A 21,040-nucleotide genomic window follows, 5' to 3' on the forward strand; every position below is an offset into this window, starting at 1 on the left:
CATTTCACCGTCATGTTGGCTTTCGATACTTGCAGGCGGTTCCGGCCGACGACGCCGTCGCCGTGGTTTCTCGCCCGCCATAACAAACAACCAGGACATTCCGATGCGCTTCCCCTCGCCGTTGCGCGTTTTCGCGGCACGCGCGGCCGTGCTCGCGGCCGCCGCCGTTCTTACCGCCGCCGGCCTGTCGGCCTGCGGCAACGACGATGACGCGCCGCCGGCCGCCGGCGCGCCGTCCACCGAGGCCCAGGCGCCGGCCGGCACGCGCGCCACGCTCGCGCTGCTGGAAACCACCGACCTCCACACCAACGTGCTGTCATACGACTACTTCAAGCTGGCGGCCGACAATTCGATCGGCTTCGAGCGCGTCGCCACGCTGATCGCGGCGGCCCGCAAGCAATATCCGAACAACCTGCTGCTCGACGACGGCGACACCATCCAGGGCACCGCGCTGTCCGACTACCAGGCGCTGGTCAAGCCGGTTTCCTGCGACCAGACGCTGGCGATCTACAAGGTGATGAACGCCGCGAAGTTCGACGGCGGCGCGATCGGCAACCACGAATTCAACTACGGCCTGCCCTATCTCTCGCAGGTCACCGGCAATCGTTTCGACATCGACGGGCTGCCCGATCCGGCGCAGCAGCAAAAATGCGCGGGGCCGAACTTCCCGCAGGTGCTGTCCAACGTGATCAGCGCCAGGACCAGGCAGCCGCTGTTCCAGCCCTACACGATCCTCACCAAGACGGTGAGCGCCACCGCGCCCGACGGCAGCACCGTGAGCGCGCCGGTCAAGGTCGGCATCATCGGCTTCACGCCGCCGGCGATCATGAGCTGGGACAAGCGCTGGCTGGACGGCAAGGTCTACACCACCGGCCTCAAGGAAGCCGCCGAGAAGTACATCCCCGAGATGCGCGCCAGGGGCGCCGACCTGGTGGTGGCGATCTCGCACGGCGGCCTCGACAATTCCGCCTACTCGCCGACCATGGAGAACGGCAGCTGGTGGCTGGCCCAGGTGCCCGGCATCGACGCGATGCTGATCGGCCACTCGCATCAGGTGTTCCCGGACGCGAACAGCACGGTCGGCCAGTTCAACCTGCCAGGCGTCGACAAGGTCAAGGGCACCGTCAACGGCGTGCCCACCGTGATGGCCAACTACTGGGGCAAGCACCTCGGCGTGATCAAGCTGGACCTGGCCTGGGACGGCAAGCGCTGGAACGTCGACAAGTCGCGGACCACGGTCGAGGCGCGCTCGATCCAGAACGCCGACAAGCGCTACGTGGCGGCCGACCCGAGCGTGTCGGCGGCGATCGCGGCCGAGCACCAGGCCACCATCGACTACGTGAAGACGCCGGTGGGCAGCACCGACTACCGCATGAGCAGCTACTTCGCCGACGTGGGCGACCCGGGCGCGATCCAGATCGTCAACGAGGCGCAGGCCGACTACGTGGCGAGCTACGTGCAGGCGAACCTGCCGCAATATGCCTCGCTGCCGGTGCTGTCGGTCAGCGCGCCGTTCAAGAGCGGCTTCGGCGGCGGCACCGACTTCACCGACGTGGCGCCGGGCGGCCTGGCGATCAACAACGCCGCCGACCTCTACCTGTACCCGAACACCGTCTACGCGGTGAAGATCAGCGGCGGCGACCTGAAGGCCTGGCTCGAGACGGCCGCCAAGCGCTTCAACACCATCGACCCGAACGCCGCCACCGTGCAGCAGCTGGTCAGCAGCTTCCCCGGCTACAACTTCGACATGTTCACCTCGCCGGACCTGAGCTACGAGATCGACGTCACGCAGCCGGTGGGCAGCCGGATCCGCAAGCTGCTGTACAAGGGCGCGGCACTCGACGCGAACGCGCAGTTCATCGTCGCCACCAACAACTACCGCGCCAGCGGCGGCGGCAACTTCCCGGGCCTGGACGGCAGCAAGACGATCTTCGCCTCGCCGGATGCCAACCGCGACGTGCTGATCGCCTACATCAAGAAGCGCGGCAAGCTCACCCGCGCCACCGACGGCGCGGCGCGCAGCTGGCGCTTCACCCGGCTCGCCGGCTCGGCGGCGCACGTGCGCTTCGCCTCGGCGCCGAACCTGCTGGCCGAGGCCGCCGCGGCGGGCCTGACCGGCATCACCCAGGTGAGCGCCGACGACGGCAGCGGCAAGGGCCTCGCCACCTATGAAATCGACCTGACCCAGTGAGGCCCGCGATGCGCATGTTCGACAGCTTGTCCGCCGGCGCTTCGGCAACCGTCTCCGCGTCGATCTCGGCCCCGGCGCGCGGGCTGGCGCGCCTGGCCCGCACCAACCTGCCGGCCGCCGGCATGCTGGCGGTGGCCGCGCTGCTCGCCGCCGGCGTGGCGGCGGCCGGCTGGGGCGGCGGCGCCACCCGCGCCGACCGGGTCCAGATCGAGCAATGGCGCGCGATGGTGGCCCAGGCCGGCGAGCCGCACGCGATGCAGCAGTTGCGCGAACTCGCGCGCGACGGGCGCGGCGATGCGCAGGTCGCGCTCGGCGGCGCCCTGCTCGACTCGCGCGACAGCGGCCTGCGCGATGAAGGGCTCGGCTGGCTGGAGACGGCCGCCGAGGCCGATCCGGCCGCGCATGCCGGCGCCACCGCGCTGAGCGTGCGCGAGGCACGCCTCGCGCTGGGCCGCGCGCGCTTCTTCGGCAGCGGCGGCGTGGCGCGCGACTACGGCCGCGCGCTGGCCCTGCTGCGGCCCGCCGCCGAGGCCGGCGACGCGGCCGCCGCCTACTACGTCGGGCTGATCTATCGCAGCGGCTACGGCGTGAGCGCCGATCCGGCCGAAGCGGCGCGCTGGTTCACGCGCGCCGCCCGGCAGGAGTTGCCGGCCGCGCAGTTCATGCTGGCCAACGCCTATCGCGACGGCGACGGCGTGCCGCGCGACGAGGCACGCGCGCTGGCGCTCTATCGCGGCGCCGCCGAGCACGAGCTGCCGGAAGCCGTGCAGACGCTGGCGATGGCCTATCGCAGCGGCGAACTGGGCGTGAAGCGCGACGAGGACGCCTATCACGCGCAATGGCTGGAAGCCGCGCATGCGCTGAAGCATCCCGCCAGCGCGCCGTGAGGGCGGGCCAGGGCCGAACGGCGACGCGGACAGGCGCGATCGGCGCGATGGCTGCCCGCCCCGCGGACCCGCTTGCGCGAAGCAAACCGCGACACGGCACGGCGAGAAACTGACCGGTTCGTCGTCAAGGCCCGGCGCTCGCCTGCACGACACCGACCGCAACCGGGCTCGGCGACGCTCGCGGCGGCCAAGCAACGAGGGGCTCGAGCCACTCGCCGCCGCGAGCGCGGCACCCGCGCCTCCAGGCTTGCACGCCCCCGCGCGACGAGCGGCCCCCGGCGCGCCGGCTCTCGTACAATAGCCGCCATGACAGCCTCCCCGCCCCTTCCCGACGACGCGCGGATCGACCCGGCCCGCGCGCACTCGCTTCCCGCCTCGGCGCCCGAGCCCTGGCCGCTCGACATCGTCGAGGCCACCGGCTCGACCAATGCCGACCTCGCCGCGCACCTGAAGACCCTGCCGCGTACGCGCGACGCGCTGCCCAAGCCGATCGTGCGCGTCGCCTACGAGCAGACCGCCGGCCGCGGCCGCCAGGGCCGGCCCTGGTTCGCGCTGCCCGGCAACGCGCTGCTCTGCTCGGTGGGCTGCGTGCTGCCGCGCCCGGTCGACGCGCTCGCGGGCCTGAGCCTGGCGGTCGGCGTGGCGCTGGCCGAGGGGCTCGGCAGCCTGCCGCTGCGCGGCCAGCAGGTGCGCCTCAAATGGCCGAACGACCTGCTGCTGAGCGACGGCGAGCAGCCGCTCGGCAAGCTCGGCGGGATCCTGGTCGAGACCGTCTGGAACACCCCGCAGGCCACCGCGATCGTGATCGGCTTCGGCATCAACGTGCGCGGCGCCGAGGCGGTGGCCGCCGAGGTCGACGCGCTGCGCGCGCGCGACGCGGCGCTGGCCGGCGCCCTGGCGCCCGCCGCGCTGTCCTCGGCCTGCCCGGCGGCGAACCTCACCGACACGCTGGCCGCCGTGCTCGATCCGCTGGCCACCGCGCTGGAGCATTTCGCGGCGGCCGGCCTGGCGCCGTTCCGGCTGCGCTGGGCCGCGCTGCACGCCTACGCGGGCCGCGAGGTGGTGCTGCTCGAACAGGGCCGGGAACTCGCGCGCGGCATCGCCACCGGCATCGACGAACAGGGGCAGTTGCTGCTCGATACCGCCGAGGGCCCGCGCGCGATCGCGGCCGGCGACGTCTCGCTGCGCCCGGGCGCCGCCGCAGGCGGCGAGGCTCGATGAGCGAGCTCGCGCTGCTCGTTGACGCGGGCAACAGCCGCATCAAGTGGGCGCTGGCCGATGCCGGCGGCCAACTGGTCGAGAGCGCCGCTTTCGATCACGGCGCGGATCACGCGGCCGCCGCGATACCCGCCTGGCCGGGCCGGCCCGCGCCGCGCGGCGCCTGGATCTCGAACGTGGCCGGCGCGGACATCGCCGCGCGCATCGAGGCCCTGGTCGAGGCGCGTTGGCCGGGCCTGCCGCGGCGCATCGTCATCGCGCGCGAGGCACAATGCGGCGTCAGCAACGGTTATGCGCAGCCCTCGCAGCTTGGCAGCGACCGCTGGTGCGGGCTGATCGGCGCGCGCGCGGCCTTCCCCGGCGAGGCCCTGCTGATCGCCACCTTCGGCACCGCCACCACGCTCGAATCGCTGGAGGCCGACGGCCGTTTCGTCGGCGGCCTGATCGCGCCGGGCTGGGCGCTGATGATGCGCTCGCTCGGCACGCACACGGCGCAGTTGCCGACGCTCACCACCGACACGGCGCGGCGCCTGGTCGACGAACTCGACCAGGCCGCGGGGCGCATCCCGTTCGCCACCGATACCGCGCATTCACTGTCGGCCGGCTGCCTGCAGGCGCAGGCCGGGCTGGTCGAGCGCGCCTGGCGCGAGCGCTCGGCCGAGGGCACGCGGCCGGTGCGGCTGGTATTGTCGGGCGGTGCCGCCGATGCCGTCGCGCAGGTGCTGACGGTGCCCTACACGCGGCACGACACGCTGGTGCTGTCAGGGCTGGCGCGCATCGCGCACGACGCGGCGCAGGATTGAGGATGGAATGGGGCGTGCCGGCCATCGCCGGGCGCGCGGACGACTGACTTTCGAGGGAGAGGTTCGACGATGCTACGTTGGCTCATCGCGATACTGCTGGTGGCGAACCTGGTCGCGCTGGCCGCGATCCAGGGGCTGTTCGGGCCGCCGCCGGCCGCCGGGGCGCGCGAACCCTGGCACCTGACGCAGCAGATCAGGCCGCAGGCGCTGCACACCACGGCCGTCGCCCAAGCTGCCGAGCAGCCGGTGGTGGGCGGCCCGATCAGCTCGCCGCCGATCGAGTCGCAGCCGCTCGCGGCCTCGTCGGCCGATGCGGGTGCCGAGCCAGGCGCGGCATCGGCCGCGACGCCCGGTTCCGCGCCTGGCTCGGCACCCGCCGTGCCGGCGGCGCCTTCCGCGACTTCCTCGCCATCGGCATCGACCTCGCCCGCGCATCTGGCGCGGCTCGAGCATCTCGCCCCGCTCGCCGCCGCCACGCTGGCGGTCGCGCCGGCCGCCCTGGCCGAGGGCAAGCGCCGCCGCGCGGCTGCCTCGCGACTGGTCAGGCCGCCTCACAAGCTACGCGCCTGAACGCGCCTCGGTGATAAGGCGCCGACCTCGATCCCGAGGTCGACGCCGGTTTTCAGGTCAGTCCTCCGCGCCCTGATGCGCTTGCTCAACGTCAGATACGGCCGAACTGCTCGAATGCGGTCTTCATACCGATACACGGACTACCGCCAGGTAGTCCAAGATTTTGTCCGCCCCCCCTCGACCGCCGTGGGATGCGATAAATAGGGGCAAGCCGTTTTCACTTCGCACATTTATCTGAGTATTGATCAAACCGGCTCGCGATTAGATCAGCGGTTGCGCGCCTGAAGTGGCCGCGCCTCGCGTCAGCTCTTGGCCGGTCTGCGCCGAACGGACAACCAGTTGAACATAGCTGTTCATCGGCGCATAAGGCGCGAAGAACCGTTCAAGCAATTTCGTAAACACGACCAGACTCACTTCCCGCGATGCGGTCTCGTCGAACGACAGCATGATTTCGATGCCGCGCACGAACGACGGGAACTGCCTATCCAACGGCATCCATTTGATCGCCTCCTTGTAGTCCAGGTCGGTGATCGCATCGATGCAGCCCTGCGCGAGCGGCGTCGTGCGCACGGCGTGGAGCCGCAGGAATGCCTTCAGGCCCGATACCCCGTCCCGCACCAGGTCTAGCGGATGCGGCGACAACGTCGACAATACGCGCCACATCGCGCCGTGGCCGCGAGGCAGTTCGGCCGTCAACGTCGGTCGAGTCATCAACTGGATCGGACAATCCAGCGACTTGCTTTCGAGCAGCAAATCGCCCGCCGAATCGCCGATTGGCAAGCGCGCTGGCAAATCGCGATTCGTCACCGTAGTCAACACATCGATTTGCGGCAGCTTCGGCCGGACCGACTGTCCGTCCGGTCCGACGAGCGACAACATCATGGTTTGACGGTCGGATGATCCCGCGTCGCGATCACGAAACGCGACCCAATACACTGTGGTCGACTCCGGGCGTGGATCGTGATTCAGTGCCTGATACGGTCGCACCAGAATTCTGGCGTGGCCACTATCGAGCGGCACGCCCTCGTCTTTGTCGTTTTTCTTTGACAACCCACCCAGATAGACCGCGTCGACCGAATACACACCCAGCGACGAATGTTTCATCAGTCGCATGGGCTGAACCGGATAGGCATCCTGCCCCTTCAAGACAATGGGCTGGGCCGGTTGAGAAAACAGATTCACGACGGGCGTGCAGAACAACTTGAACGCCGACGAGTCAAGCGATGCAAACGCCTGCGCCGCGACCGAATCGGCGGGTGTATCGCGCAATACGACATGCAAGGTCAGCTCACGAGCGTCGGGGTCGCGTGCTGCTCGCCGCACGCGACCCATGTCGAGATCGACGAAATCGAACGACTCGGGAAACGCGAAGTATTCCAGCAAGTAGCGGTAGGCGGTTGTGGTCTGGCTGATGGTTCGGCTGTCGGGCAGCAAGCGTTCGTTATCGGAAAAGCCAACCGGCTCGAACGGCACTTTCGATAGTGCTTGCCAGCGCCCACATTGATCAACTTCAACGTACGCGGCGACCGCGCGCAACAGCAACGCGTCCAGCAGCGACGAGACGAACGGCCGTTCGCCAGCAAGGTAAAGACGTATAAGGCCGTCCGGAACGGCCGCAGTGAACGGACCAGCGGCCGACGCGAAGCTGATCGACAACACCCCAGTCGCGTCGGCCGGTAATCTCACGGCCGACGGCGCCTGCGTCGTCGATGCATAGCGCGCGGCGCGGATTTGCAACGGCGAAATGGTCACGTCATAGATCGACTGGAATCGCACTGGGGCTGTGCGCGAATTCAATGCAACGCCGCGTGGCACGACGAACGGCTCCGTCAGTTGACCGACGATCGCCCGTGGTTCAAATCGAGCAATCGCGCACGATGGCACGGTTCGCAGATAGTGCGGGTAGACAACCTCGAGCAACGCCTCGGTGAACTCGGGATCATCGTCGGCCAGCTTCGAATCGAGGTGCGCCGCAAGAAACGAAAAGGTTTGTATCAGACGCGTCGTATGCGGATCGTCGGTCCGACCACTCTGGATGCCGAGCCGGGCGGCGACCTTCGGATAGCGGATCGCGAAATCGCCCAATGCCCGAGCAAACAACCCGAGTTCGTATTCGTAATGCGGCAGCAAATCATCCATTCAGCTACAGTCCGAGTCGGTCGGGGCGCACAAGCGCCGGACCGACGAAGATAAGTTTGCGCAATGCCGCGTGTGGGCCGCACGGCTGCATCCGGAAGTGCGGCCGCCGCCAGTGGCCGCTGACTTCGCGATGCGTAACGTCCGACGGGACTGATCCGGCCGCTTCGGCATCGAGAATCGCAGGGCCGACGACATGTCGGTCGTAGAGCTGTTCAATTTCCGCGAGCCGTTCCGCACGCTTTCGCTTGCCAAGCCCAGGAAAGTGTCGTGGCGCGTTCGAATAAGCGCGCTCTTGAACGACCTGCGCATCGCGTGCATTGAGGTACAACAACATCTTGATCGCATAGTCCAGAGCGTCACACCAGAACTGCTGAGCGTCAGGCGAATCAGGCATGCCGTCGGCTGCGGGCCGCTGAAACAACTCGTCCACCAATTCACGAATCGTCTTGTCGGGGTCCTCCAGCGGAAGCGTAATCGAATCCATCGCCACGCCGTCGTTAGGGCCGCCGGCCATTAACCATGTGGCAATGCCGATCGACCGCTCATTCCTGAAGATCACAATCGCTTCAATGTCGCCGGCTTGCTTCCAGCGCGTAGGTTCGGGAATGATGCATAGCGTATCGGTCGGCATTTTGAGCATGCCAATCGGCACATCCTCCGCGATATAGGCGGAGTCGAGCAGACGGTGCAGCGGTGGGGTTGGTTCGTAAAACGCGCCTTTACGCAATTCGAAGGCGAGCCACACGCTGCTGTATTGAGCGATCCCGGCAAGTGCGTCGGCCGAGCGGCCATCCGCTCCGTGCGGCAAAAGATCCCGCGTGAAGCGATCGAAATAGCGCGTCAAACGCAGGATGCCGTGAGAGCGCAGCATGTCGGTCAGCGTCGGCGACGCCACGCGGTCTGTTGCTGCCCGCAGAGCGTCCCACGCGGCAAACGCGCCCGTGATCCGATAGCGCACCGGCCCAGGCAAGCGAGCGAGCTTCGGATCGGTGACGGCAGTGGCCGAGCACATCAGTGCAGTCATGAGCCGCTGACGAATATCGGCACGCAGCGCTTGACACCGGGTCTCGGATATCAAGACGGGGGCGCGTGAAGACACATCCTTCAAAGTTACTTTCTCCTCCTGGCCACCGAACCGCTCATGCCCACTACCTTTATTCAAGCGACGAAATCAATCGGGCCCCGCATTCCGTCGGATCGTCGTGGAAGGCGACCGGCGTGCCGTGATGGTTGCGGGTACTCTCTTGCGGAATGATCCTGAACTGCCCGCCACACTTCGGACACCATGTCAGGTGATCCTTCAGCGCAACCGGCACGCCCAGCGCTGTCAAATCGTCGCTCGCGGTGATCACGTCGCCGCCGTGGGTCGTCTTGTCGTGCAGGCGGATCACACCGCGTCCGTGTTCATCCTTCATCTTCCCTTCCCGCATCGTCTACATGTCATGTTGTGGACTCGACGCGATCTGGCCGCATCTGTATGCAAGTCAACCATCGCTCTTCGGAGCGACTCCGCTAAAAGTCTTCGGATGCTGAGCATTAGCGCACACTCGATTCCACCCCGAGAATTCGAACGCGGTCGCATACCTGCCTCGATTGCGCTCATCACGAATTCCGTCGTTTAACTCGGGCCTCTCCAGGTTGAGCGGACCATAGTCGGAAAGTGACGGGTCATCCGAACGGGCTGCATAAATGAAGCGCACCCGTACCGGTTTGCCATCCGGCTTTTTATAGCTGACGTATCCGCAGACGAACGTTCGTTTGTAGTTCGGCGTTGGACTTATCCCATGCAAATCAGGAGTACTTTCGTATAAATCGGCAAATTCGATATCGTGGTCATCGCCCAATGCTGCCTCGACCGCTTTTTCCGCAGCATCGTATTTTGCATAGGCACTTGACATGCCTCCGACGAACAATACATGTGCCGTGGTTAGTGCAACTACGAGGTGCTTTGCGAGCATGCCGGAAACCCTCTTCATCAATAAGCGTTAGCTACGTGCAGCCGCGTGCCTCATGTTGGCACCCGGATTCTCCAGCCAAGCTGCCGCATACAGCCTGCCATCGGGTTCACCGGCCCAGTCTTCGACGCGTGCTTTCGGATCATTCGGATACTCGCCGCGCTGCTGGGCCAGAACCGTGTCGCCCCATCCGACAGGTGTCACTGAGCGGGGTTCCGCGTAGAGGTCGTCGGGCGCAATCACGGAGATTTGCTCGATCGCGGCAGGCCAGAGGGGGTCACGGCAAGTTGCATTTGCAATGATTCGCATGACGGTAAAAATCAGAATCAACGGCATCATCAGCAACCGAATGAAGACCGGCGCACGCATGCCGAAGCTGTACAGAGAAAACAGGAACGACTCGCGCGGCGTCTCGTTCTGCGTGTGGAACAGCATCGGTTTAGGCAAACCGCTCGGGCCGTCGTTCATGTACGCACACCAGTAGTTCCACTGCGCTAGCGCCATTTCAACCTGCCGCCTGCCGGTCCACTCCCGACCGATCGAGAACACACGAGTGACATTGCCGTGATCGTCGACCGTATAGTGCCGAATGTGGAAGATTGTGCCGAAGGACGTGTCCTCGCGATGCAAACAAAAGATCGAATCTTCTGTCCACGGTGCTTCCCAAACGACGTCACCCTCGCCGGACTTGCCGAAGAACCGACGAGTACGCATCGCAAAAAGCTTGCGGGCTTCACGATGAAAGCGGATCGGACGATAGCGCAAACCAAAGAACAGTCCGCGCCCGAGTTTCCAAGCGATCCCGCCAAATACGACCACGAATGACAGGGCCATCAGGTCCGCTATGAACAAGTCAGAAGCGGAAGCGTCGCCAGTGTGAGTGTAGCTATAAAGATATGGCCCATATAAAGCAGCCAAAAATACGACAAACACGCCAGTAATAAACCACTGCTTCTCCAGAAAGGACGGCTCAATCACGTCCATGAAAGTCGAGTTAATGCAGAATGTCGATCCGAAATCCTGAACGTCCGGACCAACGGCTCGGTTGACCGGCAAGCGATGCGCTAGATCCCACTCCGGTACCGGCTTGCCGATACACTTTTTCATGACGCGTTCGTCCATGTGTCAGTCTCCCGCAGCCGAACTAAATGCCTTGAGCTCCGCCTCAAGCGAGTCGTAGTGCTCCCCCTTGCTGAACTTGCAACGTGAGACCCAATCCTTGAGGGCGGACGCCTTAAAAATTGCAATCGCTATTCCCACCAAAATCGACAAAATCAACGCTGGCCAGAAAAGTGGCCAACTGAAGAATGCGGCGGCGGCGACGTATACTCCGAGAGCACCGCTCAAGTTGTAGAGGACCCAAAGCTTGGTTTCTTTGTTCCGATATGCCTCTGGCGCATTTTTGATTAGGTCAAACCCCGCTAGCACGATGCCTGCAAGCGCGCCAAGACCACGACCGACCTTCGCTCCGACCTCGGCCCATTCGCTAGCACCGGCCCACTGCTTCATGATGAACGCCGACAGCGGATGAGCCGGTGCTTTCGCCACGGTTTCCGACGCGGTTTCGATGACGGTCCCGACGATCGAAACGACAGCCCCGACCGCCTTCAGACCGGTTTCGCCTTGGCTGAACTGATCGCTGCCCGCCCAATCCTTTGCCGCGAACGTAAGCGTTGCCATCTGGAAAATCACCGTCACAACGCCGAGATTGAACTCCTGGGCCGAGCCAAGCCACTTCTTGGCAGCATCCACACCCGGAACCTTGACGGCCTTGATGGCACTGGCCTCCAACTTCCCATCCTTGACCAGAGCATCGACGTCCATCTCGTAGGCGACGATATTTGGATCACTGGGTGGTGCCGTCTTCAGCACCTGCTTCCCGACTTGAGTCGCGGACGCGCGCTGTTCAGTCCGGTCGCCATCCAGTTTGACGCCCAATTCCCGAGCCTGCTGCAAAGCCCAGTCGCGAATGGCAAGCTTCGTGACTTGCGACGGCTTGAGTCGAACGCCGGACTGTATCGCCAAACGAATGGTCACGAAGCCCAGTGCGGCGCCCCGCGTGGTCTTCGTAAGTACGCTGACGATCTGATTGGCGGTCGTCACGATAAGCCGATCACGCAGGTTGGCCGCGTTACCGAGTTTTTCGATCTTCTTGAACGCTTCCTTATAGAGGTTCAGGAAGTTCTCATACTGAATATCAGAACCGTGCACCTGTGCATCCGCCGCTTTCATTAGCGTGTCCTGATTGAACATCAGAGCGCGCACGTACAGATTACGGATATCCGAAGCTCGACCGTTCAGCCAGCCATCTAGCACCGTCTTGCAAGCCTCAGTACCGACAGCGGCACCTATGGTCTGCGCGCACGACTCACTGTACGCGTAGCCGCTCCGGAGATCCTGCGAATCGTGAACACCCGCCATCCATTCGGCGAGCAATTGCGACTTGAGCCAATCCGCATGCGCTTGCACCAGCGGCTGCCACTTTGGATTGAAGGCTTCGAGCGCTTGCTGATACTCCTGCGGGAAGCGTTTCAATGCCTCTTCATCGAGCACGCTGGTTCGCTTCCCATCGGGACCGACCTTGAACGTTGCCTCCTCCCACGCCTCGTTCGCCGCCGCTTCCTGCGTTGCCGGAACGTTCTCGGTCTTTTGGTCTTCCTCCTTCATCGCCTGCTCAAGGCTGCCCGTCTTAATCCAAGAGCGCATCACGTGGAAAAAACCAATCGCATCCGGCACGCCTTGCGCGCCGACCTTCATATTGGCGGCATTGGCGTCCGCGATGGTTTTCGAGGTTCCATAGGTCAGCCCGGTAATGGCTTTCGCATTCGCTCGAATTCCCGCTTCAGCACGTTCGAGCAATTGCGCAGATGTCCACTTCCAAAACATCTGTTCGTCGAAACCGTTGTTCAGGTTGGGAACCGTCAGTTCCGCGAGATCGTTAGTGAGACCGACAGGGTCATTGACCGCGACCACAAACCCTTTCTTGTTCGGAGATTCAGCCATCGCGTCGCCGATTCGTTTGGCGACGTTTCGCTGACGCAGGCGAATCTCGTCCTTGGGCGCGCGGTTGCTAAAGCCAAACGCAGCCGCCATTGCCTGAGCGTCCATCGCGAAATGCGCGATCTTGCTCTGAGTGGCTTGAAATTCGCCTGTGTCGGTTGCGCTCCCGGCCAGCATCGCGGGAACGTTGACGCACTGCATATGCTGCTTGCGCCAAGCCGCGTCGTTGATTTTGTTGTACACGAGGTCCTTGGTCCATCGCACGTTCGACCAGCCAATCCAGAGGTTGGTCGCTTCGTCACTTCCGGGCGTGTGTTCGACGCTCACACAACGGCCGAGCGATTCGAAAGCCAAGTCTCCGGCCATCGCGCAGCCTTGGGTCAGCGCGCTTTCCGCGTCGCCCGGCGGTGGCGTCACGTCGGGGGGGAAACTCCACATGATCCCGTCGTCAAGAACCATATAAGCGGCCAGTTTCTTCCGCTTCTCGTCGTAGGTGTACAGATAGCCAGGGCGCAATGCGCGCAATGTGTACTTCGCGGTCGCAACGGTCTGAGGGGCACGCCCGTCGATCCGAAAATTGCCAGATAGGGCCGGCGCTTTGGAAGCGCCTCGCGGGCACGCGATCGCGTATCGGACGGGATAGATCAGCAGCGACTGGCGATCGCAAAGCGGACAGCCTTTAGTGGTCGGCATGGGTTGATCCTCGGAATTTCACAGTATGAAGTGACGGCTTCATTCGGTCAGGAAAGCGTGCTGCATACGTTGAACTGCATCGTCGACAAGCGCATCCATGGTCATCGCGTCCTGGCCGTCCAACGAGCACAAGATCTGATCGAGCGCCGCCGGCGACTGCGCTGCTTGTTCGACAGACAGCGTCGGCAGCCGCCGGCGAATCCGGTCGGCAATCTCGCTGCGGTTGATGCGCGGCCACTGGTCAGGGCGCGGCCAGCCTGACGCTTGATCGTCCAGCGGCACAAAGTCGGCACCCAGGCCGGCGCTACGCCAGCGATGGCCGGCCCAAGCGAAGCACCATTCTCGGACGGGTCCCAAGAGGGCCAGCCGCTGACTCGGATCGAAGACTGCCAGGGTAAGACTCAAGACACGCGGATCGTAGTACCGCCAGAACACGGGCCGCCCGCCCTCGCCGGGACCGACCAGATACCGTGCGACATGTTCGGCGAGCGCATCGATATCCGCAGCACTGTCGATCCACGCGCAAATTGCGGGCGGGCGCTCGACCTCCGGTTCCTCTTGCCACCGTTTGGTCGCAATCCGTTGCCCCTCCATATCAAGGGCGGCAAGGTCGATCAACCGTGGCATCAATTCTTCACGATGTGCCAGCACGCGCGGGGTGCAGGCTCGCATGTCGAGCGAGGCTAGATCAGGCACGTGAGCGAGTGTCGCAGGTTCCACCAGCAGGAAGCCCGTCGTCACCACTTCCTGATGATCAGGGGCAGCCTGCATCGCAGGCGTGAGCGTTTTCATTCCGTCATCCATCAGGCGACTGCGATCGATGCCTGGCCGGTTTCCGCAGCACCGCCAGCCAACTGCGAGCACAGATCCGATCCAGGGAACTGCGCTGGTACGCTCTGCGGGCCCACCGTATCGTGGCTGCCGGCATGAATCTTGTTCTCGCCGGGCGTATAGCCCACGATGCCTTTCGCACTGACCTCTAACTGGCTGTTGCCGGCGGTCAAGCGAATGCCCTGCTTCGCGGTGATGTTGATCCAGTCCGTCGTGCTGATGATCGACAACACCTTCTTCGCCAGCAGTTCCAGCTCATCGTTTTCCGCGTGCACCTGCACCTTGCCGCTCGCCGCGATCAGCTTCATGCCCATTTTGTGCACGAATAGCGAGAACTTGTCCGATACGCTGGCGAAGAACGATTTCCCCGTCGCGACCGACATGCTTTCGCCAGCCGTCACGGCTACGTGCTGGCCGCCCGTGACGTGCGCGGTCGCGGGCGTCGTGACGGCAATGCCGGCCGCGCCGGCCAACAGTAGATGCGCTTCATTGAGTTCAGGGAAGCCGTCTTGACCACTGGTGCCCGTCGCCCCCCCACCCTGAATGCCGTCCACCTGCGATTTCAGTGCGTCAGCAATCGGGGTTTGGTCCGCACCGCTTTCCTGGGCTTGATAGTGCTGCGCCAGCTTGGCTGATTGCGCGTGTAAGGTCTGTGCTTTGGTCAGGCGCGATGTCGGTTCGCTAACGTCGGAGAGATGCCCTTGCGCGGCAGGACGTACCTCCGTGCTGATCACCATGCCCTTGCCGCTGCGGATCGCACCGACCTCATCGGTACGTAGCTCGAAGCCTTCGCCTCGGGCATCCTTGCGCCCCTGCCAGTCCTCAATGCGAGTGATCTTGCCGAGCGAGAGCTGGCTCGCCGCATGGTCAGATCGGAGCTGCGCCTGAATGGCGTTTGCCGTGTCATCGAAAATCAGGTGATTGCTGCGACCTGACGACGCGTTACCGTCTGCACCGTTCAGTTCCCGGCTGCGAATGCCCATCAGCGCATTCTCGTCCGGCAGCTTCCATGACGGCACGTTGCGCGCGTTCATCACGCGGCCCGTAATGATGGGATGGTCCGGATTGCCGTCGAGCCACTGCACGATGACTTCGGAGCCGATGCGGGGCAGCGCGGCCATTCCTTGGCCGCCTCCGGCCCAGCCGCTGGCAACCCGCACCCATGTCGAATACTTGCCGTCGCGATCCCAGTGGAATTGAATCAGGACGCGGCCGTGTTCATCGGTGTGAATGCTTGTACCCGACTGGCCGACGACGGTCGCTGTCTGCGGCGCGAGAATCTTCGTGTCGACGCTGTTGAAGCCTCGTCCGGGCCGCCACGGAGTTGCCTTGGGGACGCACGTGAACTCATTGCGGTATTCCGCCAGTACCCCCGTGTCCTGCAGATAGTTGTTGGTCGCGACATGTCGAACCGAGACGATCAGATATTCGTCGTCGCTCTGATCGCGGCTCAGCGCCGAACCATAACGGTCCGTCAGTCGGAACCAGCGCCCTGGCTGCACAAAACGATTGTTGCCCTTCGCATCGAAGCGTTTGATCGTCGCTTCTATTTCCTCCATTCGACGATTGACGACCTGATAGCCATGCTCCATGTTCCGATAACCGTACGCGCCAGCGTACTCGTTCCATTCAAGCTGCGGCAGGGCAGCTTCCGGACTCGACAGGCTCGTTTGAACATGGGTCGGCGTGGGGGTCTTGAAGTCGAAACGGGACAGTTCCGCGTGCGTCGACGTGGTCTGCTGGAACGGGGACCAGCTCAGAATGCTGTCCGACTCCTCCGCGCCCATGCCATTGTGGAATCGGATTTCGTGCCCCTTGCCGTCGATGGCGGGTGCAGGACGCGTCGGATCGGAAACGGTCAGCTTGTGAGACTTGGCCGTGTGCTCATACCAGTACAAATAGCCCGCGTGTTCCCAGCGCCGATGAAGATAATTGTGATCGTCTTCATCGAACTGACAGGCCATCGTCATGCGCGGATCGTCTTCGCCGACCTGCCACGCCCAATCGGGCAACACACCGTAGTCCTGGAAAACCGTCGCAGTCTGGTCGTGCAGGTTCTGGTCGAGGAACAGGCGATTGTGCTGGCTGTACTTCAGGTAGCGCAGCCAAGGACCGACATGCGCCTCATAGAAGACCCAGCCGCCATCCGTGCGAACGTGCCGGAACGCGAAGATATGACCGTTGAAATATCGGCTGCTCCCATCGCCGCGCGCCAAACTGATCGTGACCCGTTTACCGATAAAGTCCTTCGGCGCAAGCTTGTCTTTGTCCGACAGGAGGTCGATCTTGTAGGTGAAATCCTTGGATAGCGCTTCAACCGCCTCGAATGCGTTAGGCAGCAGGATTGGGTCAGGCGCGTTGCCGTCCGGAAAGCTGATTTGCACTTGCCGGTTGTGCTGCGGCCCCAGCGCAAGGTCTCTCAAGGCTTGTGCCGTGTTCTGCATTGTTCTTATCCCCTGATCCGGGCGCGAAAAGCAGTTGGGCGGCCCGTACGCCCTGGATGCGCCAGCAACGCGGGATTCGATCGTGCTCGTCCCGACGCGCCGCGATAACCTCAGAGGTATACCACAAAGCCCCTCGAACGCCCACGGACCATCAATCGCGGCAAAACCCCTTTAAATAGGACGCAATCGGGACGCCATCGAATCGTACGGCATCTTAACCGCGCACCTTCTTCAGCAGCGCCGTGGTCGAGCGCTCGAACTCGAACGGAATCGCCAGCGCCTTGCCGCCCCAGCCGCGCACCAGGGCCGATTCCGGCAGCGCATCCATGTCGTAGTCGCCGCCCTTCACCAGCACGTCGGGCCGCACGGCGGCGATCAGGTCGATCGGCGTCTGTTCCTCGAAGCCCACCACCCAGTCGACGCATTCGAGCGCGGCGAGCAGCGCCATGCGGTCTTCCTGGCGATTGATCGGCCGATCGTCGCCCTTGCCCAGCATGCGCACCGAGGCGTCGCTGTTGACGCCGACGATCAGGCAGGCGCCGAGCGCCTTCGCGTCGGCCAGGTAGGTGACGTGGCCGCGATGCAGGATGTCGAACACGCCGTTGGTGAACACGACGGGCGAGCTCAGCGTCGGACGCAGGGCGGCGAGCGCCTCGCGGGTGGTGAATTTACGTTCGAAGGCGGCGGGCATCGGTTTCGGTCCGGCTGGAAGAAGGGAAACGGGAATCGGGCGGGCCGCGTAACGGCTCGATCGGCCATGCTACGCGCCGCCCAATAAAAAAGCCCGCGCGAACTTCGGCGGGCTTGGTGTGCTGCAAATCGATTGACGAAGCGGCTACCGCCTCAGGCGGGTTGCGTGGTGCCGCCGCTCTCGGGCGTCTGCAGGCGCCCCGTGACTTCCTTGCGGTAGCGGTTCAGTTCCTGCGCGGTGGCGAAGGTGCGCTCGAACAGGATCGACAGGTTGTGCAGGATCCGATCGACCACCTTCTTCTCCCACTCGCCGTCGAAACGGATCTGCTCGTCGAGCCAGCGCTCGAGCCATTCCGGATCGGGCAGGCGCGACTGCACGGTATCGCGCGGGAACAGCGACTGGTTCACGTGCAGGTTGGTGGGGTGCAGCGGCTTCTCAGTGCGGCGCGCCGAGGCCATCAGCACGCCGATCTTGGCGAAGGCCGAGCGCGCGACGTCGCCGCAGTTCACCAGCGCCTTCTTCATGTAGCGCAGGTAGGCGCCGCCATGACGTGCCTCGTCGCGCGAGATGGTTTCGTAGATGTGCTTGATGACGGGTTCCGTGTGCCACTCGGCGGCGCGGCGGTACCAGTGGTTCAGGCGGATCTCGCCGCAGAAGTGCAGCATCAGGGTTTCCAGCGGCGGCGCCGGGTCGAACTCGAAGCGCACCGCGTGCAGCTCGTCCTCGGTCGGCATCATCTCGGGCTTGAAGCGGCGCAGGTACTCCATCAGCACCAGCGAATGCTTCTGTTCCTCGAAGAACCAGACGCTCATGAAGGCGGAGAAATCGCTGTCGTGGTGGTTGTCGCGCAGGAACATTTCCGTCGCGGGCAGCGCCGACCACTCGGTGATCGCGTTCATCTTGATCGTCTTCGCCTGCTCGTCGGTCAGCAGCGAGGCGTCGAACTTGTCCCAAGGGATGTCCTTCTCCATGTCCCAGCGGACGGCTTCGAGCGATTTGTAGAGTTCCGGATAAAGCATGGTGTTCATGGTCCCACCCCTGTTCTGCGCAATGCGACTGCTAAACGTGACTGTTGCGTCGAGCCCCCACAATCGAGGCGCTCACCTGACGAATCGGTAATTTTACGCGCTAAAACGCGCGCCGGATGCACTTGGCACCGCGACGCGATTGCTGCCGCGCAAGCGCTTGTGGGGGCAAAACGCGCGACGCCCGAAACAGACCGAGCCTCGCACGCACCTGAGAGGGGCCGGCTCGAGGCCGGCTGTCGTTGTCGGGGCCGTGCGCGCGAGCGTCAGGGACGGATCGCGCCGCCAGCACCCGCTTGGATGAATTCGGCGTCGGCGATGATAGCACGCAGCTGTGACGGATCCGCGACACTGGTGCGGCGAACCGTCGCGGTTTTGGCCGCCCAGCCGAGCTGTCTCAATCGGGGCGATTCGGTTCGGATATCGAACCGACGCCCGGCTCGGACGACAGCGGCGCCGGGCGCGCGGCCGCGGCGCCGGAGGCAGGCGCGGGCATCGGCAGCTCGCTTGCCGCGCCCCCGTGCGCCGGCTCGGCGATCGCCCCGGGCGCCGTCGCCGGCCGCACCACCGGCGACACCGGCGGCGGCGAGCCGCCGCCGGGGCTGGCCGAGGCGATCCATTCGGCCAGCGTCTCGCGCTGCCGCATCGCGTCGGCATGGCCGAGCGCGATCAGCTCGCGCGTGAACTCCGCCTCGAACAGCAGGTAGCTCGCGAACGAGGCGCCGGCCGGCTGGTTGCCGCCCATCGCGCCGAGCAGCGCGCGCACCGTGGCCGGCAGCCGCCGCAGGTGCTTGGCGGCGATCAGCTCGATGCGCTCGGAAGGCGCGATCGCCAGCACGTCGACATGGCGCCAGCCGCTCTCGGGCTCGACCTGGCGCGGCAGGTGCTCGACCACGCGGTTGACGTGCTCGATGTGCTCGATGTCGGTGCCGATCGAATCGAGGAACACGCTGGCCAGCACCTGCTGGCCGATCTGCGCCAGCGACGGATAGGCGCTCGCGTGCCCGTTCGCCGCCGGCACCTCCGGACGCGCGGCGGCCGCGCCGATCACCACGATCCGGTCGCCGCCGAAATGGATCGCCGGCGACAGCGGCGCGATCTGGCGGATCGAGCCGTCGCCGAAATACTCGATGCGCCCGTCGATCACCAGCGGCACCGCCGGGAACACGAAGGGGATCGCCGAGGAGGCCAGCAGGTGCGCGGCCGACAGGTCGACCATCCGTGCCGTGCGCTGGGCGCGCCGCCAGGCGTGGATCGGCTCGCTGCCCTCGTAGAAGGTCAGGTGGCGGCCGCTGGTGTAGCTGAGCGCGGTGATCGACAGCGCGTGCAGCTTGCGCGCGGCGAGCATCTGCCCGACCCGGTGGAAGTTCAGCTCGCGCCGCAGCAGGTGGGCCAGCGGCGCGTTGTCGAGCAGCGCGCGCGGCGAACGGCGCGCGGCCCAGCCCAGGCTCATCGCGGCCAGCCAGCGCGCGCCCGCGGCGGCCACGCCGAGCCAGTCGGTGCGGTAGATCATCTCGGCGCGCAGGTGCTCCCAGAACGAGAGCAGGCGCGCGGCGCCGTACGGGAAGTCGTCGGCGTGGCTGGCGATCGCGGCGGCGTTGATGGCGCCGGCCGAGGAGCCGCAGACGATCGCGAAGGGCAGCTCGCGGCGGGTCGGCTCGACCTCGCGCGCGATCTCGGCCAGCGCGGACAGCACGCCGGCCTGATAGGCGGCGCGCGCGCCGCCTCCCATCAGAACGAGCGCGAGCCGCATGCGGGCCTCAGTCGGTGTGGGCGGGGCGCATCACGGGCTGCGCTTGCGCGAGGATTTCGCGGCCGGCGGCGCTGCGTCGTGCGCATCGTCCGGCGCCTCGGGCGCCGCCGCACGCGGCTTGGGCGGCGCGGCGCGGCGCGTGGCCGGCTTGCGTTCGCGCGGCGCGGCGCCGGAAGCCGCGGGCTCGGGGCCTCGCGCGCCACCGCCGGCCGGCTTCGCGGCCGCGGGGGCAGCGCCGGCGGCGCCGGGCTGGGTCATCGCGAAACTGGCGAGCTGATTGAACTGCGACTGCAGCAGGTTCCACCAGCCGGCCGGATCGAAGGCCTCGCCGCCGGGCATCGCGCCGGGCGGCGTTTCGGCGTCCGGCTTGCCGGCGCCGGCCGGGGCGGCCCCGCCGAAGGCTTGCGGCGGCGGCTCGGACGCGGCGCGCGAGGCGGCCGGCCCCGCCGGCGGCGCCGTGTCCTTGGCCATGGCGGCCTCGGCGGCCGACATCGATTCCTTGGCCAGCGCGCCGAACGCGCGCAGCGTCGCCAGCGTGGCGCGCTGCACCTCGAGTGCCTGGATCGCCGACTGAAGCATGCCGAGGTTGAGCTTGAGCCATTGCTCGACGGCACGCAGGTCGGTGATGCGCTTGTCGAGCTCCTCGACGCTCGACAGCGGCGACATCATGTCGGACATCGCCGACAGCGACGGCGGCAGGCCGCTCGGTGCCGCCGCCCCGATTCCGGCGCCGAACGGCGAGAGCCGCATCATGTCCCACATCCGGTCGAGCATGTCGGAGGGCGTGAAGCCGGTGAAGCCGGAGAACGGGTTGGAGCCGGGAGTATCGGTCATGCGGCA

At 65.2% G+C, this 21,040-nt stretch carries 17 protein-coding genes; 5 read left to right on the forward strand and 12 right to left on the reverse strand.

Features of this window, described 5'->3' with window-relative positions:
- Positions 1-103: 103 nt before the first annotated feature.
- The 5 genes from FB600_RS04540 (at position 104) to FB600_RS37085 (ending at position 5,669) form a co-directional block, all read left to right on the forward strand.
- A complete protein-coding gene (locus tag FB600_RS04540; RefSeq protein ID WP_098181536.1) occupies positions 104-2,191 on the forward strand; it encodes a bifunctional 2',3'-cyclic-nucleotide 2'-phosphodiesterase/3'-nucleotidase in 2,088 nt (695 codons plus the stop codon).
- A gap of 14 nt (positions 2,192-2,205) precedes the next feature.
- A complete protein-coding gene (locus FB600_RS04545; RefSeq protein WP_408580134.1) occupies positions 2,206-3,078 on the forward strand; it encodes a tetratricopeptide repeat protein in 873 nt (290 codons plus the stop codon).
- Positions 3,079-3,384: 306 nt separating this feature from the next.
- Positions 3,385-4,299, forward strand: a complete 915-nt coding sequence (locus FB600_RS04550; RefSeq protein ID WP_098181534.1) for a biotin--[acetyl-CoA-carboxylase] ligase — start codon at positions 3,385-3,387, stop codon at positions 4,297-4,299.
- A complete protein-coding gene (locus FB600_RS04555; protein WP_098181533.1) occupies positions 4,296-5,099 on the forward strand; it encodes a type III pantothenate kinase in 804 nt (267 codons plus the stop codon). The genes FB600_RS04550 and FB600_RS04555 overlap by 4 nt, the downstream gene beginning before the upstream one ends.
- A 69-nt stretch (positions 5,100-5,168) precedes the next feature.
- Complete coding sequence (locus FB600_RS37085) at positions 5,169-5,669, forward strand: hypothetical protein (protein WP_227743871.1); 501 nt, start codon at positions 5,169-5,171, stop codon at positions 5,667-5,669.
- A 261-nt stretch (positions 5,670-5,930) separates the two neighbouring features.
- Here FB600_RS37085 and tssF read toward each other — a convergent pair whose 3' ends face one another.
- The 12 genes from tssF to FB600_RS04625 form a co-directional block, all read right to left on the reverse strand.
- Positions 5,931-7,808 (reverse strand): type VI secretion system baseplate subunit TssF, encoded by a 1,878-nt coding sequence (gene tssF / locus FB600_RS04570; protein ID WP_145756299.1) that lies wholly within the window; start codon positions 7,806-7,808, stop codon positions 5,931-5,933.
- A 4-nt stretch (positions 7,809-7,812) separates the two neighbouring features.
- Positions 7,813-8,832 carry a hypothetical protein gene (locus FB600_RS04575; protein ID WP_227742911.1) on the reverse strand — a complete coding sequence of 340 codons (1,020 nt, stop codon included), beginning with the start codon at positions 8,830-8,832 and terminating at the stop codon, positions 7,813-7,815.
- 130 nt (positions 8,833-8,962) lie between these two features.
- On the reverse strand, positions 8,963-9,223 hold the full coding sequence (locus tag FB600_RS04580; protein WP_013699513.1) for a PAAR domain-containing protein: 261 nt from the start codon (positions 9,221-9,223) through the stop codon (positions 8,963-8,965).
- Between the two features lie 69 nt (positions 9,224-9,292).
- Positions 9,293-9,784, reverse strand: a complete 492-nt coding sequence (locus FB600_RS04585; protein ID WP_145756300.1) for a hypothetical protein — start codon at positions 9,782-9,784, stop codon at positions 9,293-9,295.
- A gap of 9 nt (positions 9,785-9,793) precedes the next feature.
- Positions 9,794-10,885: a DUF6708 domain-containing protein gene (locus FB600_RS04590; protein ID WP_145756301.1), complete on the reverse strand. Its 1,092-nt coding sequence runs from the start codon at positions 10,883-10,885 to the stop codon at positions 9,794-9,796.
- A gap of 3 nt (positions 10,886-10,888) precedes the next feature.
- On the reverse strand, positions 10,889-13,456 hold the full coding sequence (locus tag FB600_RS04595; protein WP_098181529.1) for a T6SS effector BTH_I2691 family protein: 2,568 nt from the start codon (positions 13,454-13,456) through the stop codon (positions 10,889-10,891).
- Positions 13,457-13,495: 39 nt separating this feature from the next.
- Positions 13,496-14,248 carry a DUF4123 domain-containing protein gene (locus FB600_RS04600; RefSeq protein ID WP_244102656.1) on the reverse strand — a complete coding sequence of 251 codons (753 nt, stop codon included), beginning with the start codon at positions 14,246-14,248 and terminating at the stop codon, positions 13,496-13,498.
- A gap of 11 nt (positions 14,249-14,259) precedes the next feature.
- Positions 14,260-16,731, reverse strand: a complete 2,472-nt coding sequence (locus tag FB600_RS04605) for a type VI secretion system Vgr family protein (RefSeq protein WP_145756303.1) — start codon at positions 16,729-16,731, stop codon at positions 14,260-14,262.
- A 214-nt stretch (positions 16,732-16,945) separates the two neighbouring features.
- Entirely contained in the window at positions 16,946-17,422 is a 477-nt protein-coding gene (gene rfaE2 / locus FB600_RS04610) for a D-glycero-beta-D-manno-heptose 1-phosphate adenylyltransferase (RefSeq protein ID WP_036049010.1), read from the reverse strand.
- 152 nt (positions 17,423-17,574) lie between these two features.
- The gene (locus FB600_RS04615; RefSeq protein WP_175427790.1) at positions 17,575-18,441 is read right to left on the reverse strand and encodes a ferritin-like domain-containing protein; all 867 of its coding nucleotides are present in this window, start codon (positions 18,439-18,441) and stop codon (positions 17,575-17,577) included.
- Between the two features lie 403 nt (positions 18,442-18,844).
- Positions 18,845-20,200: a patatin-like phospholipase family protein gene (locus FB600_RS04620; protein ID WP_227743870.1), complete on the reverse strand. Its 1,356-nt coding sequence runs from the start codon at positions 20,198-20,200 to the stop codon at positions 18,845-18,847.
- A gap of 30 nt (positions 20,201-20,230) precedes the next feature.
- A complete protein-coding gene (locus FB600_RS04625) occupies positions 20,231-21,034 on the reverse strand; it encodes a PhaM family polyhydroxyalkanoate granule multifunctional regulatory protein (protein ID WP_145756304.1) in 804 nt (267 codons plus the stop codon).
- Positions 21,035-21,040 lie beyond the last annotated feature (6 nt).

Origin of the sequence: Burkholderia sp. SJZ089 (assembly GCF_007828315.1) — a bacterium.
GTDB classification, from domain to species: domain Bacteria; phylum Pseudomonadota; class Gammaproteobacteria; order Burkholderiales; family Burkholderiaceae; genus Burkholderia; species Burkholderia gladioli.

Coding starts and splice junctions, on each gene's coding strand:
- FB600_RS04605 (WP_145756303.1), bottom strand. CDS start 16,731: ATGCAGAACACGGCACAAGCCTTGAGAGACCTTGCGCTGGGGCCGCAG.
- FB600_RS04580 (WP_013699513.1), bottom strand. CDS start 9,223: ATGAAGGATGAACACGGACGCGGTGTGATCCGCCTGCACGACAAGACG.
- rfaE2 (WP_036049010.1), bottom strand. CDS start 17,422: ATGCCCGCCGCCTTCGAACGTAAATTCACCACCCGCGAGGCGCTCGCC.
- FB600_RS04625 (WP_145756304.1), bottom strand. CDS start 21,034: ATGACCGATACTCCCGGCTCCAACCCGTTCTCCGGCTTCACCGGCTTC.
- tssF (WP_145756299.1), bottom strand. CDS start 7,808: ATGGATGATTTGCTGCCGCATTACGAATACGAACTCGGGTTGTTTGCT.
- FB600_RS04620 (WP_227743870.1), bottom strand. CDS start 20,200: ATGCGGCTCGCGCTCGTTCTGATGGGAGGCGGCGCGCGCGCCGCCTAT.
- FB600_RS04600 (WP_244102656.1), bottom strand. CDS start 14,248: ATGAAAACGCTCACGCCTGCGATGCAGGCTGCCCCTGATCATCAGGAA.
- FB600_RS04545 (WP_408580134.1), top strand. CDS start 2,206: ATGTTCGACAGCTTGTCCGCCGGCGCTTCGGCAACCGTCTCCGCGTCG.
- FB600_RS04585 (WP_145756300.1), bottom strand. CDS start 9,784: ATGAAGAGGGTTTCCGGCATGCTCGCAAAGCACCTCGTAGTTGCACTA.
- FB600_RS04615 (WP_175427790.1), bottom strand. CDS start 18,441: ATGCTTTATCCGGAACTCTACAAATCGCTCGAAGCCGTCCGCTGGGAC.
- FB600_RS04575 (WP_227742911.1), bottom strand. CDS start 8,832: ATGACTGCACTGATGTGCTCGGCCACTGCCGTCACCGATCCGAAGCTC.
- FB600_RS04540 (WP_098181536.1), top strand. CDS start 104: ATGCGCTTCCCCTCGCCGTTGCGCGTTTTCGCGGCACGCGCGGCCGTG.
- FB600_RS04595 (WP_098181529.1), bottom strand. CDS start 13,456: ATGCCGACCACTAAAGGCTGTCCGCTTTGCGATCGCCAGTCGCTGCTG.
- FB600_RS04555 (WP_098181533.1), top strand. CDS start 4,296: ATGAGCGAGCTCGCGCTGCTCGTTGACGCGGGCAACAGCCGCATCAAG.
- FB600_RS04590 (WP_145756301.1), bottom strand. CDS start 10,885: ATGGACGAACGCGTCATGAAAAAGTGTATCGGCAAGCCGGTACCGGAG.
- FB600_RS04550 (WP_098181534.1), top strand. CDS start 3,385: ATGACAGCCTCCCCGCCCCTTCCCGACGACGCGCGGATCGACCCGGCC.
- FB600_RS37085 (WP_227743871.1), top strand. CDS start 5,169: ATGCTACGTTGGCTCATCGCGATACTGCTGGTGGCGAACCTGGTCGCG.